The 14,006-nt window shown below is 74.2% G+C and carries 10 protein-coding genes and 1 pseudogene; 8 read left to right on the top strand and 3 right to left on the bottom strand.

The window, feature by feature from the left end:
- Positions 1-18: 18 nt before the first annotated feature.
- Complete coding sequence (locus tag QC282_RS10610) at positions 19-2,256, top strand: molybdopterin oxidoreductase family protein (RefSeq protein WP_279549000.1); 2,238 nt, start codon at positions 19-21, stop codon at positions 2,254-2,256.
- 41 nt (positions 2,257-2,297) lie between these two features.
- Here the strand turns inward: QC282_RS10610 and QC282_RS10605 are convergent, their stop codons facing one another.
- Complete coding sequence (locus QC282_RS10605) at positions 2,298-2,744, bottom strand: gamma-glutamylcyclotransferase (RefSeq protein WP_279548999.1); 447 nt, start codon at positions 2,742-2,744, stop codon at positions 2,298-2,300.
- Positions 2,745-3,031: 287 nt separating this feature from the next.
- Between QC282_RS10605 and QC282_RS10600 the strand changes: the two are divergent.
- Positions 3,032-4,677 (top strand): annotated as a pseudogene (locus QC282_RS10600) (M4 family metallopeptidase).
- 79 nt (positions 4,678-4,756) lie between these two features.
- Here the strand turns inward: QC282_RS10600 and QC282_RS10595 are convergent.
- Positions 4,757-5,338, bottom strand: coding sequence for an NAD(P)H-dependent oxidoreductase (locus QC282_RS10595; protein WP_279548998.1), 582 nt, complete (start codon positions 5,336-5,338; stop codon positions 4,757-4,759).
- A 321-nt stretch (positions 5,339-5,659) separates the two neighbouring features.
- Between QC282_RS10595 and QC282_RS10590 the strand changes: the two genes are divergently transcribed.
- From QC282_RS10590 to QC282_RS10580, 3 genes are all read left to right on the top strand, one after another.
- Positions 5,660-6,175: a hypothetical protein gene (locus QC282_RS10590; RefSeq protein WP_279548997.1), complete on the top strand. Its 516-nt coding sequence runs from the start codon at positions 5,660-5,662 to the stop codon at positions 6,173-6,175.
- Positions 6,176-6,730: 555 nt separating this feature from the next.
- Positions 6,731-7,357, top strand: coding sequence for a class F sortase (locus QC282_RS10585; RefSeq protein WP_279548996.1), 627 nt, complete (start codon positions 6,731-6,733; stop codon positions 7,355-7,357).
- 213 nt (positions 7,358-7,570) lie between these two features.
- Positions 7,571-8,605: a peptidoglycan-binding protein gene (locus tag QC282_RS10580; RefSeq protein WP_279548995.1), complete on the top strand. Its 1,035-nt coding sequence runs from the start codon at positions 7,571-7,573 to the stop codon at positions 8,603-8,605.
- Positions 8,606-8,807: 202 nt separating this feature from the next.
- On the opposite strand, the gene QC282_RS10575 is transcribed toward QC282_RS10580, so the two are convergent.
- Entirely contained in the window at positions 8,808-9,590 is a 783-nt protein-coding gene (locus QC282_RS10575) for a TSUP family transporter (RefSeq protein ID WP_279548994.1), read from the bottom strand.
- Between the two features lie 210 nt (positions 9,591-9,800).
- On the opposite strand from QC282_RS10575, the gene QC282_RS10570 reads away from it, so the two are divergent.
- Genes QC282_RS10570 through nirD form a run of 3 tightly spaced genes read left to right on the top strand, consistent with a single transcriptional unit; the run spans position 9,801 to position 14,004 of the window.
- Positions 9,801-11,015, top strand: a complete 1,215-nt coding sequence (locus QC282_RS10570) for an NAD(P)/FAD-dependent oxidoreductase (protein WP_279548993.1) — start codon at positions 9,801-9,803, stop codon at positions 11,013-11,015.
- Entirely contained in the window at positions 11,015-13,648 is a 2,634-nt protein-coding gene (nirB, locus tag QC282_RS10565; RefSeq protein ID WP_279548992.1) for a nitrite reductase large subunit NirB, read from the top strand. The genes QC282_RS10570 and nirB overlap by 1 nt, the downstream gene beginning before the upstream one ends.
- Complete coding sequence (gene nirD / locus QC282_RS10560) at positions 13,645-14,004, top strand: nitrite reductase small subunit NirD (RefSeq protein ID WP_279548991.1); 360 nt, start codon at positions 13,645-13,647, stop codon at positions 14,002-14,004. Before nirB ends, nirD begins: the two co-directional genes overlap by 4 nt.
- Positions 14,005-14,006 lie beyond the last annotated feature (2 nt).

Raw genomic sequence — 14,006 nt, 5'->3', positions numbered from 1 at the left:
CGAAGCACGCTGAACGGCATGCAGAACACCGCCACGCCCACGCACTGCCCGTACTGCGCCCTGCAGTGCGGGATGAATCTGACGCCCGTGCCCGGCGGGACCGTCGAGGTGAGCGAACGCGCGGACTTCCCGGTCAACCGGGGAGCGCTGTGCGGCAAGGGGCGGACGGCGCCCGAGGTGCTGTCGTCCCGGGTGCGGCTGACGTCGCCGCTGGTGCGATCCGCCGCGGGCGAGCTGGAACCCGCCTCGTGGGAGCGGGCACTGGACCGGATCGCCGGGGAGCTGACGTCGGTGCGCTCGGCGTACGGCGCGGACGCGCTCGGCGTGTTCGGCGGCGGCGGGCTGACCAACGAGAAGGCGTACACGCTCGGCAAGTTCGCCCGGGTGGTGCTCGGCACCTCCCAGATCGACTACAACGGCCGGTTCTGCATGTCGTCCGCCGCCGCGGCCGGTATGAAGGCGTTCGGTCTCGACCGGGGGCTGCCGTTCCCGCTGGAGGACATCCCGAGGACGGGCTGCGTGATCCTGGTCGGCTCCAACCTCGCCGAGACGATGCCGCCCGCGCTGCGCTACCTGACCGAGCTGAAGGCGAACGGCGGCACACTGATCGTCGTCGATCCGCGCCGCACGAGGACCGCCGAGCAGGCCGACCTGCACCTGGCGCCCCGGCCCGGCACCGACCTGGCGCTCGCGCTCGGCCTGCTGCACCTCGTGGTCGCCGAGGGCCGCACCGACGAGGCGTACGTCCGGGACCGCACGAGCGGCTGGGAGGACGCCCGGGCGGCGGCGATGGCGCACTGGCCGGAGTACGTGGAGCGGATCACGGGGGTGTCCGTGCCCGAACTCCGGGATGCGGTACGGATGTTCTGCGAGCCGGAGACGGCGATGGTGCTCACCGCGCGCGGACCCGAGCAGCAGTCCAAGGGCACCGACACGGTCGGCGCCTGGATCAACCTGTGCCTGGCGACCGGCCGCGCCGGACGCCCGTACTCCGGCTACGGCTGTCTGACCGGGCAGGGCAACGGGCAGGGCGGGCGCGAGCACGGCCAGAAGGCCGACCAGCTGCCCGGTTACCGCAAGCTGACCGACCCGGCGGCGCGGCGGCACGTCGCCGAGGTGTGGGGCGTCGACCCCGACTCGCTGCCGGGCCCCGGCCGCAGCGCCTACGAACTCCTCGACGCGCGGGGCACCGACATCCGCGCGCTGCTGCTGATGGGCTCCAACCCGGTGGTGTCGGCGCCGCGCGCGGCCCACGTCGAGGAGCGCATCCGCTCGCTGGACTTCCTCGCGGTGTGCGACGTGGTGTTGTCGGAGACGGCGGCGCTCGCGGACGTCGTCCTGCCGGTGACGCAGTGGGCCGAGGAGACCGGCACCACGACCAACCTGGAGGGCAGGGTGCTGCTGCGCCGGCAGGCGATCACGCCGCCCGAGGGCGTCCGCAGCGACCTTGAGGTGCTGCACGAACTCGCCGCCCTGCTGGGCGTGGAGAAGGGCTTCTCGACCGACCCGGAGGAGGTCTTCGAGGAACTGCGCCGCGCGAGCGCGGGCGGCCCCGCGGACTACTCCGGGATCACCTACCGGAGGCTCGCCGAGGAGAACGGCGTCTTCTGGCCTTGCCCGGCCCCGGCGGCCGAGCCGGACGCCGACACCTGCGAGGCCGACGCCGCCCGCGCGCCGGAAACCGACGCCTGCGAGGCGGGCGCCGACGCCGAGGACGCCGCGTTCGACGTGCTGCCGGACGATCCGGCGCGGGACGGCGACGCGGAGCGGGAGACGGGCCCGGCCGGCGTGCACCCGGGCACGCCCCGGCTGTTCCTCGACCGGTTCGCCACGCAGGACGGGCGGGCCCGGTTCGTGCCCGTCTCGCACCGGGCGATCGCCGAGGAGCCCGACGAGGAGTACCCGGTGCTGCTGACCACCGGCCGGGTCGTCGCCCAGTACCAGTCCGGCGCGCAGACCCGCCGCGTCGACGAGCTGAACGCCGCCGCGCCGGGCCCGTTCGTCCAGCTGCACCCGCGGCTCGCGGCCCGCCTCGGCGCGGCGGAGGGCGACCCCGTCGCCGTGGTGTCCCGGCGCGGGCGCGCGGTCGCCCCGGCCCGCATCACGACGGACATCCGCCCGGACACCGTCTTCATGCCGTTCCACTGGCCGGGCGAGGGCCGCGCCAACACCCTCACCAACCCGGCGCTCGACCCGACGTCCCGCATGCCGGAGTTCAAGGCGTGCGCGGTGCGACTGGAGACGGTCGAGCCGTAGGCCCGCCCTGACGTCCGGTCACCTCCCGTGTCGCCGACGCCTCACCGCGTCCGCCAGTCGCCGCCCTCGATCAGCCTGCCGCGGGCCCGCAGGCGGGCCGTGACGGGTGGGGCGGCGACGTACACCCAGGCCCGTACGGTGGCGCCGTCGCCGGTGCGGACGACGTCGCGGGCGACGCGTTCGTAGAGGCTGCGCGGGTCGCCCGGCGTGTACTCCTCCAGGCGGTCGAGGGCGCGGAGCAGTTCGTCGTAGGCCTCGGGGCGGGCGGTGACGAGGTCGCCGTGGACCGTGCCGCCGGGCTCCTCCACCGCGTACGGGTAGCCGGGGCCGGCGTACAGGACCGCGCCGGTGAGGCGGGCGGGTTCCTCGGCGCCGGTGCGGCCGCGCAGGAGGGCGTCGTGGTGGGGCTCGCCGGGGCGCAGGGTGCCGTAGACGAAGAACGGGAGCCGTTCGGGGCGTCGGGGGGCGGGCCCGGCGGGCACGGTCATGCGGTGTTTTCCTCTGTCGTCTGTCGTCTGTCGTCCGTCGTCGCGTCGCGGGTCGCGGGTCGCGGGTCGACGGTTTCCCGGCCGGTGCGCGGGGCCTCTACCGAAGCCCCGCAGGAACGATTCTCACCCCTCACACACCGGCACAGGACGGCTATGGACATGACGTGACCAGGCATCTTGAATGTCGGTCAACATCCCCGTTCCCCCCACGGTTTTCCACCGCCCTCGCCTCCGCTCGCGACCGGCGCTGCCCCCACGCGCCCACGGGCGCCGTACCAAGGAGACCGATGAGCCGAATACGGCACGTCCGAGGTTCCCGTCTCGCCCTGGCAGGCACAGCCGCCACCGCCGCCGCGCTGCTCGCGGCGACCCTCTCCCCCTCCTCCGCCGGCGCCGCCGAACGTCCGACCCGGGCCACCGCCGTCGCGAACGCCGCGGCGGTCCTCGCCGAGCGGGCCGCGAGCCTCGGTCTCACCTCCGCCCAGCAGACGAAGGTCCGCGACGTGATCGTGGACCGGGACGGCACCCAGCACGTCCGCTACGACCGCACCTACCGCGGACTGCCCGTCCTGGGCGGCGACTTCGTCGTCCACCTCGCGCCCGACGGCAGCTACCGGGGCGCGAACCGCGCCACCCGGAGCACCCTGTCCCCGCCCGCCACCACGCCCCGGCTGCCGGCCCCGAAGGCCGCCGACCTGGCGGCGGACGTGCTGCGCGCCGCCCACGCGGGCGAGACCCTGCGCAAGCTGACCGCCAAACCGCAGCTGGTCGTCGACGCCCTGCACGGCGCGCCGAAGCTGGCCTGGCGCACCGACGCCGTGGCGCAGGACGCGCGGGGCAACCCGGTCGCCCGCACCGTGCTCACCGACGCGACGACGGGCGCGCGGATCGACGCCTGGGACAGCCTGGAGTCGGCGTCGGGCGACGGCAAGTCCCTGTACGGCGGCACGGTGCCGCTGGAGACGACGCCGTCGGGGTCGTCGTACCAGCTGAAGGACCCGACGCGCGGGGACACCTACACCGGTGACGCGGCGAACCGGACCGACCTGTGCCTGCCGGTCGTCTGCCTGACGCGGGCGCCCGCCACGGTGTTCACCGACTCCGACAACCACTGGGGTTCGGGCACCACGTCCGACCGGGCCACGGCCGCCGTCGACGCGCAGTACGGCACGGACGTGACGTGGGACTACTTCAAGAACGTCCACGGCCGCAACGGCATCGCCGGCGACGGCAAGGGCTCGTACAACCGCGTGCACTACGGCAACGCCTACAACAACGCCTTCTGGGACGACAGCTGCTTCTGCATGACGTACGGCGACGGCGACGGCAAGACCTTCGGTCCGCTGGTGTCGCTGGACGTCGCCGGGCACGAGATGACGCACGGCGTGACGTCGAAGACGGCGGCGCTGGTGTACTCGGGCGAGTCCGGCGGTCTGAACGAGGCGACGTCGGACATCTTCGGCACGCTCGTGGAGTTCCACGCGGACAACGCCTCCGACCGGGGCGACTGGCTGATCGGCGAGAAGATCGTCCGCCCGGACTTCGGTCAGCGGGCCCTGCGGTACATGGACGAGCCCTCCAAGGACGGCAGCTCGGTGGACTGCTGGAGCCCCACCGTGGCCACGCTGGACGTCCACTACTCGCGGGCGTCGCGAACCACTTCGCGTACCTCCTCGCCGAGGGCAGCGGCGCGAAGACCGTGAACGGCGTCGCGCACGACTCCCCCACCTGCGACGGCTCCACGGTCACCGGCATCGGCCGGGACAAGCTGGGCGCGATCTGGTACCGGGCGCTGACGGTCTACATGACGTCCTCGACGACGTACGCGACCGCCCGCACGGCGACCCTGAACGCGGCGAGGGACCTGTACGGCGACGGCAGCGCGGAGCAGGCGGCGGTGGCCGCGGCGTGGCGCGCGGTGAGCGTGGTCTGACGGCGGACCGGACGACGGAGGGCCGCCGGGCGCGTGCCCCGGGCGGCCCTCCGTCGTCCGGGCACGGGCCCGCGCGGGGTCAGCCCGCGTACGGGGCGGTCCGCCTGGCCTCCCGCAGGGCCCTTGCCCACCAGGCCAGTTGGTCCAGCATCAGCTTGGCCGCCGCGTCCGGGCCCGAGGGGTCCTTCAGCGTACCCTCGTCGTCGAAGGCCGCGCCCGCGTTGTGGAAGGAGACGGTGTCGCGGACCGTGACGGCGTGGAGTTCGGCGAAGATTTGCCGCAGGTGTTCGACGGCGCGCAGGCCGCCGGACAGCCCGCCGTAGGAGGCCAGCGCGACGGGCTTGGCGCGCCACTCCGAGTAGTGCCAGTCGATGAGGTTCTTCAGGCCCGCGGGGAAGGAGTGGTTGTACTCGGGCGTGAGGACGACGAACGCGTCCGCGCGGGCGAGTTTCGGCGTCACGTCCGCCAGCGCGGTCGCCGCCCGGGGGCCGCGGGCCAGGGACATGGGCAGGTCCGTCGCGGCGACGTCGACGACCGACGGGACCAGGTCCGGGTGGTCGCGCAGATGGGCGAGGAGCCAGTCGGCGACGACGGGGCCGAAGCGGCCGTGACGGTTGCTGCCGATGACGAGAGTGACCTCTAGGGGTTCCGCTGAGTTCATGCGAGTAGCCTCCGACCTCAACCTTGCTTGAGGTCAAGCCCCGGCGGACGCGGCCCGGTCACCCGTTCACACGCGCGCCGCGCAACCCGTCGGGATCTTTCCCCCGCGTTGCCCGCCACACGTCGGTGACCTGCCGAAACGGGGGCGGCGCGGGGCCACCCGGGCGGCGGCGCGACACCCGTTCACCACATTTCTGACGCCTCCTCAGGAAGCGTGCCGGGCCCGCTGCCCCTTACCTCGGTAGGGCAGGGGCACGACCGACGCAGCGGCACATGGGGGTGTCGCGGGCCGTGACCCGCCGAACAGCTCGGAGGAGCACGGATGCGACGTACCGCCCGTCTGCTGACCGGGGGCGCCCTCGCCGTCGCCGCCGCGGGACTCGTCGCCGCGCCCGCGTACGGCGCCGGCGGCCTCGACGTGTACCCGTCCTCGGCGGTGCCGGGCGGCCAGGTCACGGTGAACACCGACGCGTGCGGCGACAGCGGCACCGCGCAGGGCGACGCGGCCGCGGTGGGCGCCGGGTCCTTCACGCTGGCGCCGAGCGCCCACGAGCGGGACGCGTTCGGGCAGTTCCGGGTGCCGCCGAGCGCGCAGCCGGGGACGTACGAGATCGTCGCGACCTGTGCGGAGGGCGGGCGGCGGGTGACCGGCGATCTGGTGGTCACGCTGGCGTCGCACCGGCAGCAGACGCATCCCCGCGGAAGTGTGAAGACGGGGGTCGGCGGCGCTCTGGGCCCCGATCCCGTACAGACCGCGGCCGGCGTGGCGGCTCTCGCCGTCGCCGCCGCGGGCGGTACCTGGCTCCTGCATCGCCGGGCGAGAGGCGACGGGATCTGACGGGCACCCTCCGCTGCCCGTCCGCCGGTACCGCGAACTCCCCTCCCCCTCCGGGTCCGACGCCCCTCGCGGCCCGGAGGGGGCACGGGGCGGTCCGCGCGGTGACGGGCAGGGCCGCGGGTCCGGCACGCCGTTGGCATCCCGTGCGGCGCCCGGCGGGAGCCGGACACCCGCCGATGCCCCGTGCGGCCACCTGCCGCGAACGGGACACCCGCCGGTCCCCCGTGCGGCGCCCGGCCACAAGCGGGCCCGCCCACCAACGCCCCGGTCCGGCACCCGGCCACAAGCCGGCCCACCCACCAACCCCCCGTGCGGCACCCGGCCACAAGCCCGACCCCCACCGATCCCCCGTGCGGCGCCCGGCCACAAGCGGGCCCGCCCACCAACGCCCCGGTCCGGCACCCGGCCACAAGCCGGCCCACCCACCAACGCCCCGTCCAGCGCCCGCCCGCAAGCCCGACCCCCACCGATGTCCCGTCCGGCGCCCGACCGGGTGCGTCGCCCATCACCGGCCCCGCTCCCCCGTGTGGGCCGCCAGGCCCAGAGAGGTTCGTCATGCGCAGGCTCGGCAACACGGTCACCGGGGCCGTCACCGCGGTCGCCCTCTGTTCCGGCGCCTGGCTGCTGAGCAACGGCACCGCCTCGCACGCCCCGCCCCAGCCGTCCCCCGCGCAGGCCCGCTCCGGGCAGGACGGCGAGCGGCCCGCGGCGCCCGCGCTGCCGCCCTCCCCGCCCGACCGCATCCGCATCCCCGCGATCCGGGTGGACGCCCCCCTGACCGGCCTCGGCCTCACCCCGTCCGGCAGCCTCGACGTGCCGCCGGCCGAGCAGCGCAACCTCGCCGGCTGGTACGAGGCCGGCACGACGCCCGGCGAGACGGGCACCGCGATCGTCGCGGGTCACGTCGACAACGCCGACGGCCCCGCCGTGTTCTACCGGCTCGGCGCCCTGAAGAAGGGCAGCAGGATCGAGGTCGACCGGCGCGACGGCGGCGTCGCCGTGTTCACCGTGGACGCGGTCGAGGTGTACGCCGCGCGGAACTTCCCGGACGAGAAGGTGTACGGCCCGGCGAACCGCCCCGAGCTGCGGGTCATCACCTGCGGCGGCGGCTACTCGCGCGGCACCGGCTACCAGGGCAACGTGGTCGTCTTCGCCCACCTGACGGGCCCGGGCGGCGGCTGAGCCCCGGGGCCTTCGTCCGAACCGTCCCCGCGCCGCGAGACCGTTCGCGGATTTGCCGCTTCCGGCACGGATTCGGTCCGGCTCGCGATGAAGGTTCGGTGGAGGGCGAGGATGTACGGCAACCGTCGTGGGCGGATCACCCGACGGAATGTCATGTCCAGGACATGATGGGCCCGTCAGGACTCCACTCCCAGCCCCCCACCAGGAGGACCGATGTCCAGGCACTCCCGCACCACACGCAAGGCCACCGTCGCCGTGGCCGTGGCTTCGGCCGCGGCCCTCGGGTTCGGCGGCCTGCTGGTCGGCCAGTCGGCGACCGCCGCGCCCGCCACCCAGAACGCCGGCGTGACCCAGACCGTCAGCCGGCCGGACCAGGTCACCACCGCCGCCGCGGCGCCCGTCACCCGGGCCGAGGTCCTGCGCCGCGCGGCGACGTGGCTCACGGCCAACAACGGCGGCCCCGTGCCGTACAGCCAGACCAAGGTGTGGTCCGACGGCTACCGGCAGGACTGCTCGGGCTACGTCTCGATGACGCTCGGCCTGTGGAAGCCGGGCCCCAACACCGTCGGCCTGGCGGGCGACCGCAGCCTGACCACCCCGATCAGCCTGGGCAGCCTGCAGCCCGGTGACCTGCTCATCGACGCCGACGGCAGCAACACCACCCGGCACGTCGTCATCTTCGAGAAGTGGACGGACTCCTCGCGCAGCTCCTACTGGGCCTACGAGCAGCGCGGCACCTACGGCACCACCCACCGCACGCTGAGCTACGGCCTGAGCTCGGGCAGCGAGTACAAGCCGTACCGCCCGGTGAACATCTCCGACAGCACCACCCCGCCGCCGTCCACCGGCAGCTGGCCGACCCTCGCCAGGGGCGCGAGCGGTACGGACGTCAAGACCGCCCAGTACCTGCTCAGCGGCCGCGGTTACCGCCTCGCCGCGGACGGCGCCTTCGGGCCCGACACCGACGCCAAGGTCCGGGCCTTCCAGCAGGCCAAGGGCCTCGCCGTGGACGGCGTCATCGGGCCCCGGACCTGGTCCGCGCTGATCAGCACGGTCAAGGAGGGCTCCTCCGGGGACGCGGTCCGCGCCGCGCAGCTCCAGCTCAACTCCCAGGGCAACAGCCTCGCCGCCGACGGCGTGTTCGGCTCGGCCACCGCCTCCGCGGTGCGCGGCTTCCAGCAGGCCAAGGGCCTCACCGTGGACGGCATCGTCGGACCGGAGACCTGGCGGTCCCTGATCGGCGGCTGAGCCCGACGGCCGCTCCCGCCCGGGGGCGCCCGTCGCACGACCGGGCGACCCGGGAGCTCGCTCGCACGACCGGCCCCCGGCAGTCCGGTCGCGCGACGGGCGCCCCGGCAGTCCGGTCGCGCGACCGGACCCCCGGGGGGTCGCGACCCGGCCCCGGGGGGCCGGCCGACCTCCGGGCGACGACGCCACTTCGCGGACCCGACTAGGCCAGCCACTGCTCGTACGCCAGGTTCGCCACCAGGGCGAAGACGACCGTCAGCAGGACGACGCGGACGAAGCGGCTGCCCTGCTTCAGGGCGGTGTGGGCGCCCAGGGTGCCGCCCGCCAGGTTGAAGACGGCCATCAGCGCGGCCAGCTGCCACAGCACGGTGCCCTGCCAGGCGAACGTCGCCAGCGCCCCGGCGTTGGTGCAGCAGTTGACGATCTTGGCGGTGGCGGAGGCGGCGACGAGGTCGAGGTGCAGCACCGCGGTGAGCGCCAGTACCAGGAACGTTCCCGTGCCCGGCCCGACCAGGCCGTCGTAGAAGCCGATGCCGAGGCCCGCCAGGCCGATCGCGGCGAGGATGCGGCGGGGGCCGGCCGGGCCGGCGGCGGGCGCGGTGCCGAAGGCGGGCTTGAGGATCACGAAGGCGGCGACACCCAGCAGCACCACCATGATCACCGGCTTGAGGACGTCGGTGCTCATCCCGGCCGCGAAGAAGGCGCCCGCCGACGACCCGGCCAGGGCGGCCAGCCCGATCCGCACGGCGGTGCGCACGTCCACCGGCGCCTTGCGGGCGTACGTCACCGCCGCGCCCGTCGTGCCGACGATGGCGACCGCCTTGTTGGTGCCGAGCGCGTACGCGGCCGGCGTGTTCGCGGGCAGCCCGAGCAGCAGCGCCGGCAACAGCAGCAGCCCGCCGCCGCCCACCACGGCGTCGATCCACCCGGCCGCGAGCGCGGCTGTACACAGGACGACGACCAGGGTCAGGGATATGTCGGGCATGATCGCGACCTTATCCGGTCGGGTCGTGGACGATCCCGCCCGCCCGGACCGGCTCCCGGGCCACCGTCCCGGCCTGGCCGCGCCTCACAACGGGCCCGGAGCCCGCCGCCGAACCCTCACACCCCCGCGCCGCCGCCACTGAGGGCAGCGTTCCGCGCGGGAAACAGTCGCGATGCCGCCGGGTAACACCCGCACCGCACGCTCCTGGACATGACCTCGAATACGCGTGTGGTGGTGATCGGCGCCGGGCTCGCGGGCGTACGGCTCGCCCGGCGGCTCGGTGAGCTCGGCACGCCCGCGCTGCTGATCGGCGAGGAGGAGCACCGGCCGTACAACCGGGTGCTGCTCGCCGAGGTGCTGGCCGGGCGGTACAGCCCCGAGGTGATCGCGCTGCCCGCGCCCGCGGAGCTGACCCGCGCCCGGGTCACCGGCATCGACCGCGCGGCGCGGACCCTGAGCTGCGCCGACGGCTCGGTGATCGCGTACGACAAGCTCGTGCTGGCCACCGGCTCCAACCCGAAGCTGCCGCCGCTGCGCGGGCTGTTCACCGACGACCACGAACTGCCCGAGGGCGTGCACGCGTTCCGCACCATGGACGACTGCCTCGGCCTGTCGAAGGCCGTCCGCCCCGGCGTCCGCGCCGTCGTCATCGGCGGCGGACTCCTCGGGGTCTCCGCGGCCCGCGCCCTCGCCGTGCGCGGCGCGCAGGTCGTGCTGGCCCAGCAGGCCGAGCGGCTCATGGAGCGCCAGCTCGACCCGAACGCCTCCCGGCTCGTCCACCGGCACCTGCTGGACCTCGGCGTCGAGGTCCACACCGAGTGCCGGGTGCGCGACGTGCGCTGCGTCGGCGGCGCCGTCCGCTCCGTGGAGATGGCCGACGGCTACGCCCTCGACGCCGATCTCGTCGTGCTGGCCTGCGGCGTCCACCCGCGCGCCGGCCTCGCCCGCGACGCGGGCCTCGCCGTCCACAAGGGCGTGCTCGTGGACGACGAACTGCGCACCTCCGACCCGCACATCCACGCCGTCGGCGACTGCGCCCAGCACGCCGGCACGGTGTACGGGCTCGCCGCCCCGGCCCTGGAACAGGCCGACGCCCTGGCCGAGGTGCTCGCCGGCGACGGCACCGCCCGCTACACCGGCACCCGTTCCCTGACCCGGCTCACGCTCGCCGGGGGGACCGCCTTCGACCTCGCCGCGTTCGGCGAGACGGAGCCCCGCCCCGGCGACGACGTCGTGCAGCTCGCCGACGCCACCCGCGGCACCTACCGCAAGGTCGTCGTCCGTGACGACCGCCTGGTCGGCGGGGTCCTCGTCGGCGAACTCGGCACCGTCGGCGCGCTCGCGCGCGCCTGGGAGGGAGCAGAGCCGCTCCCCGCGGACGGCGCCCCACTGCTCCACCTGCTCACCAACGATGGAGGCTCCTGATGACCACGACGGCTCTTGGCGCCCGGCCCCGCCCCACGATCGTGCTCGTCGGCCACGGCATGGTCGGCCAGCGCTTCCTCGAAGCGCTCGCCGAGCGCGGCCTGACCGCCACCCACCGTGTGGTCGTGCTGTGCGAGGAGCCGCGTCCGGCGTACGACCGCGTGCAGCTCACCTCGTACTTCTCGGGCAAGACGCCCGAGGACCTGTCGATGACGGACAGGGAGTTCATCGAGGGCCACGGCATCGAACTGCGCGTCGGCGACCCGGCCGAGACCGTGGACCGCGAGGCGAGGAAGGTGACGGCGCGCTCCGGGTTCGCCGTGGACTACGACGTCCTGGTGCTGGCCACCGGCTCCTACCCGTTCGTGCCGCCCGTCCCGAACAAGGACGCCACCGGCTGCTTCGTCTACCGCACCATCGAGGACCTCCTGGCCATCGAGGAGTACGCCAGGACGGCGACGACCGGCGCCGTGGTGGGCGGCGGACTGCTCGGCCTGGAGGCGGCGGGCGCGCTCAAGGGCCTCGGACTGACCTCGCACATCGTGGAGTTCGCGCCCCGGCTGATGCCCGTGCAGGTCGACGAGGGCGGCGGCGCGGCGCTGCTGCGCACCATCGAGGACATGGGCCTGTCGGTCCACACCGGCGTCGGCACGCAGGAGATCGTGGTCGGCGAGGACGGCTCGGTCACCGGCATGAAGCTGTCCGACGGCTCCGAACTCGCCACCGACCTGGTGGTGTTCTCCGCCGGCGTCCGCCCCCGCGACCAGCTGGCCCGCGACTGCGGTCTGACGGTCGGCGAGCGCGGCGGCATCGCGGTGGACGAGCAGTGCCGCACCGTCTCGGACCCGCACGTGTTCGCGATCGGCGAGTGCGCGCTGGCCGCCGACGGCCGGGTGTACGGGCTGGTCGCCCCCGGCTACGAGCAGGCCGAGACGGCGGCGGCGGCCATCGCCGACGACGACACCGACCGGCTGACGTTCACCGGCGCGGACATGTCCACCAAGCTGAAGCTGCTCGGCGTGGACGTGGCGTCCTTCGGCGACGCGCACGGCACCACCGAGGACTGCCTGGACGTCGTCTACTCGGACTCCCGCGCGGGCCTGTACAAGAAGCTGGTCGTCGGCCGGGACGGCACGCTGCTCGGCGGCATCCTGGTCGGCGACGCGGAGGCGTACGGCACGCTGCGCGCCTTCACCGGCTCGGTCCCGCCGGTCTCGCCGGAGTCGCTGGTGCTGCCGGCCGGTGCCGGTGCCCCGGCGCAGCTCGGCCCGTCCGCGCTGCCGGACGACGCGGTGGTCTGCTCCTGCCACAACGTCAGCAAGGGCACGATCCGCGGCGCGGTCACCGACCACCAGTGCACCACGGTGCCCGAGGTGAAGAAGTGCACCAAGGCCGGCACGGGCTGCGGCTCCTGCGTCAAGGTGCTCGGCCAGCTCGTCACCGCGGAGCTGGAGGCGAGCGGCGTCGAGGTCGACAAGGGCCTGTGCGGCTGCTTCTCGCAGACCCGCGAGGAGTTGTACGAGATCGTCCTCGCCCTGCGCATCGGCTCCTACCAGGAGCTGCTGGACCGGCACGGCCGCGAGGACGCCCGGGGCGGCGACGGCTGCGAGGTCTGCAAGCCGGCCGTCGGCTCGATCATCGCCTCCCTCGCCCCGGCGATCGGCGCGAGCGGCTACGTCCTGGACGGCGAGCAGGCCGCCCTGCAGGACACCAACGACCACTTCCTGGCCAACCTGCAGAAGAACGGCTCGTACTCGGTCGTGCCGCGCATCCCCGGCGGTGAGATCGCCCCGGAGAAGCTGATCGTGATCGGCGAGATCGCCCGCGACTTCGGGCTCTACACGAAGATCACCGGCGGTCAGCGCATCGACATGTTCGGCGCGCGGGTGGAGCAGCTCCCGCTGATCTGGGCCCGGCTGGTGGACGCCGGCTTCGAGTCCGGGCACGCGTACGGCAAGTCGCTGCGGACGGTGAAGTCCTGTGTGGGGCAGACCTGGTGCCGCTACGGCGTCCAGGACTCGGCCCGCATGGCGATCGACCTGGAGCTGCGCTACCGGGGGCTCAGGTCCCCGCACAAGCTGAAGTCGGCGGTCTCCGGCTGCCAGCGCGAGTGTGCGGAGGCCCAGTCGAAGGACTTCGGCGTGATCGCCACGGCCAACGGCTGGAACCTGTACGTCGGCGGCAACGGCGGCGCCACCCCGCGCCACGCGGACCTCCTCGCGCAGGACCTCTCCGACGCCGAACTGGTCCGCCTCATCGACCGGTTCCTGATGTTCTACATCCGCACCGCGGACCGCCTGGAGCGCACGTCGGCCTGGCTGGAGCGCATCCCGGGCGGCCTGGACCACGTGCGCGACGTGGTCGTGCACGACTCGCTCGGCATCTGCGACGAGCTGGAGTCCCTGATGCGGGCCCACATCGCGCACTACCGCGACGAGTGGGCCGAGACCATCAACGACCCCGAGAAGCTGGCCCGGTTCGTGTCCTTCGTGAACGCGCCGGACACCCCCGACCCGGTCGTCGCGTTCGTCCCCGAGCGCGACCAGATCAAGCCCGACCTGCCGCTGCTGACCATCGGCATGCGATCCCAGGAATCCACGGAATCCGCCCTGGAAGGAAGCGCCCAGCGATGACCCTCGCTATCGAGACGACCGATCTGAAGGTACGGCTGCGACCGGCGGACGGGACCGGCGACTGGTTCACGGTCTGCGACCTGAGCACGCTGATCCCGGGCCGCGGCGTGGCCGCCCTGCTCCCCGACGGCCGCCAGGTGGCCCTCTTCGCCGACCGGGCCGGCAAGCTCTACGCGATCGACAACCGCGACCCGTTCACCGGCGCGGCCGTCCTGTCCCGCGGCCTGACCGGCACCCACCGGGGCCGCCCGTTCGTCGCCTCGCCCCTGCTGAAGCAGCGCTTCGACCTGGAGACCGGGCAGTGCCTGGACGAGGACGGGGTGCGGGTGGCGACGTACGAGGTGCGGGCCTCCTAATC

This window comes from Streptomyces sp. DH24 (assembly GCF_029813775.1).
GTDB lineage: Bacteria > Actinomycetota > Actinomycetes > Streptomycetales > Streptomycetaceae > Streptomyces.
Note: the sequence above shows the minus strand (reverse complement) of the source record. Positions and strands in the feature narration are given on the sequence as shown.

Excerpts from the sequence above, each read along its gene's own strand:
- QC282_RS10610 (WP_279549000.1), top strand. The coding sequence starts at position 19 with ATGCAGAACACCGCCACGCCCACGCACTGCCCGTACTGCGCCCTGCAG.
- QC282_RS10605 (WP_279548999.1), bottom strand. The coding sequence starts at position 2,744 with ATGACCGTGCCCGCCGGGCCCGCCCCCCGACGCCCCGAACGGCTCCCG.
- QC282_RS10595 (WP_279548998.1), bottom strand. The coding sequence starts at position 5,338 with ATGAACTCAGCGGAACCCCTAGAGGTCACTCTCGTCATCGGCAGCAAC.
- QC282_RS10590 (WP_279548997.1), top strand. The coding sequence starts at position 5,660 with ATGCGACGTACCGCCCGTCTGCTGACCGGGGGCGCCCTCGCCGTCGCC.
- QC282_RS10585 (WP_279548996.1), top strand. The coding sequence starts at position 6,731 with ATGCGCAGGCTCGGCAACACGGTCACCGGGGCCGTCACCGCGGTCGCC.
- QC282_RS10580 (WP_279548995.1), top strand. The coding sequence starts at position 7,571 with ATGTCCAGGCACTCCCGCACCACACGCAAGGCCACCGTCGCCGTGGCC.
- QC282_RS10575 (WP_279548994.1), bottom strand. The coding sequence starts at position 9,590 with ATGCCCGACATATCCCTGACCCTGGTCGTCGTCCTGTGTACAGCCGCG.
- QC282_RS10570 (WP_279548993.1), top strand. The coding sequence starts at position 9,801 with ATGACCTCGAATACGCGTGTGGTGGTGATCGGCGCCGGGCTCGCGGGC.
- nirB (WP_279548992.1), top strand. The coding sequence starts at position 11,015 with ATGACCACGACGGCTCTTGGCGCCCGGCCCCGCCCCACGATCGTGCTC.
- nirD (WP_279548991.1), top strand. The coding sequence starts at position 13,645 with ATGACCCTCGCTATCGAGACGACCGATCTGAAGGTACGGCTGCGACCG.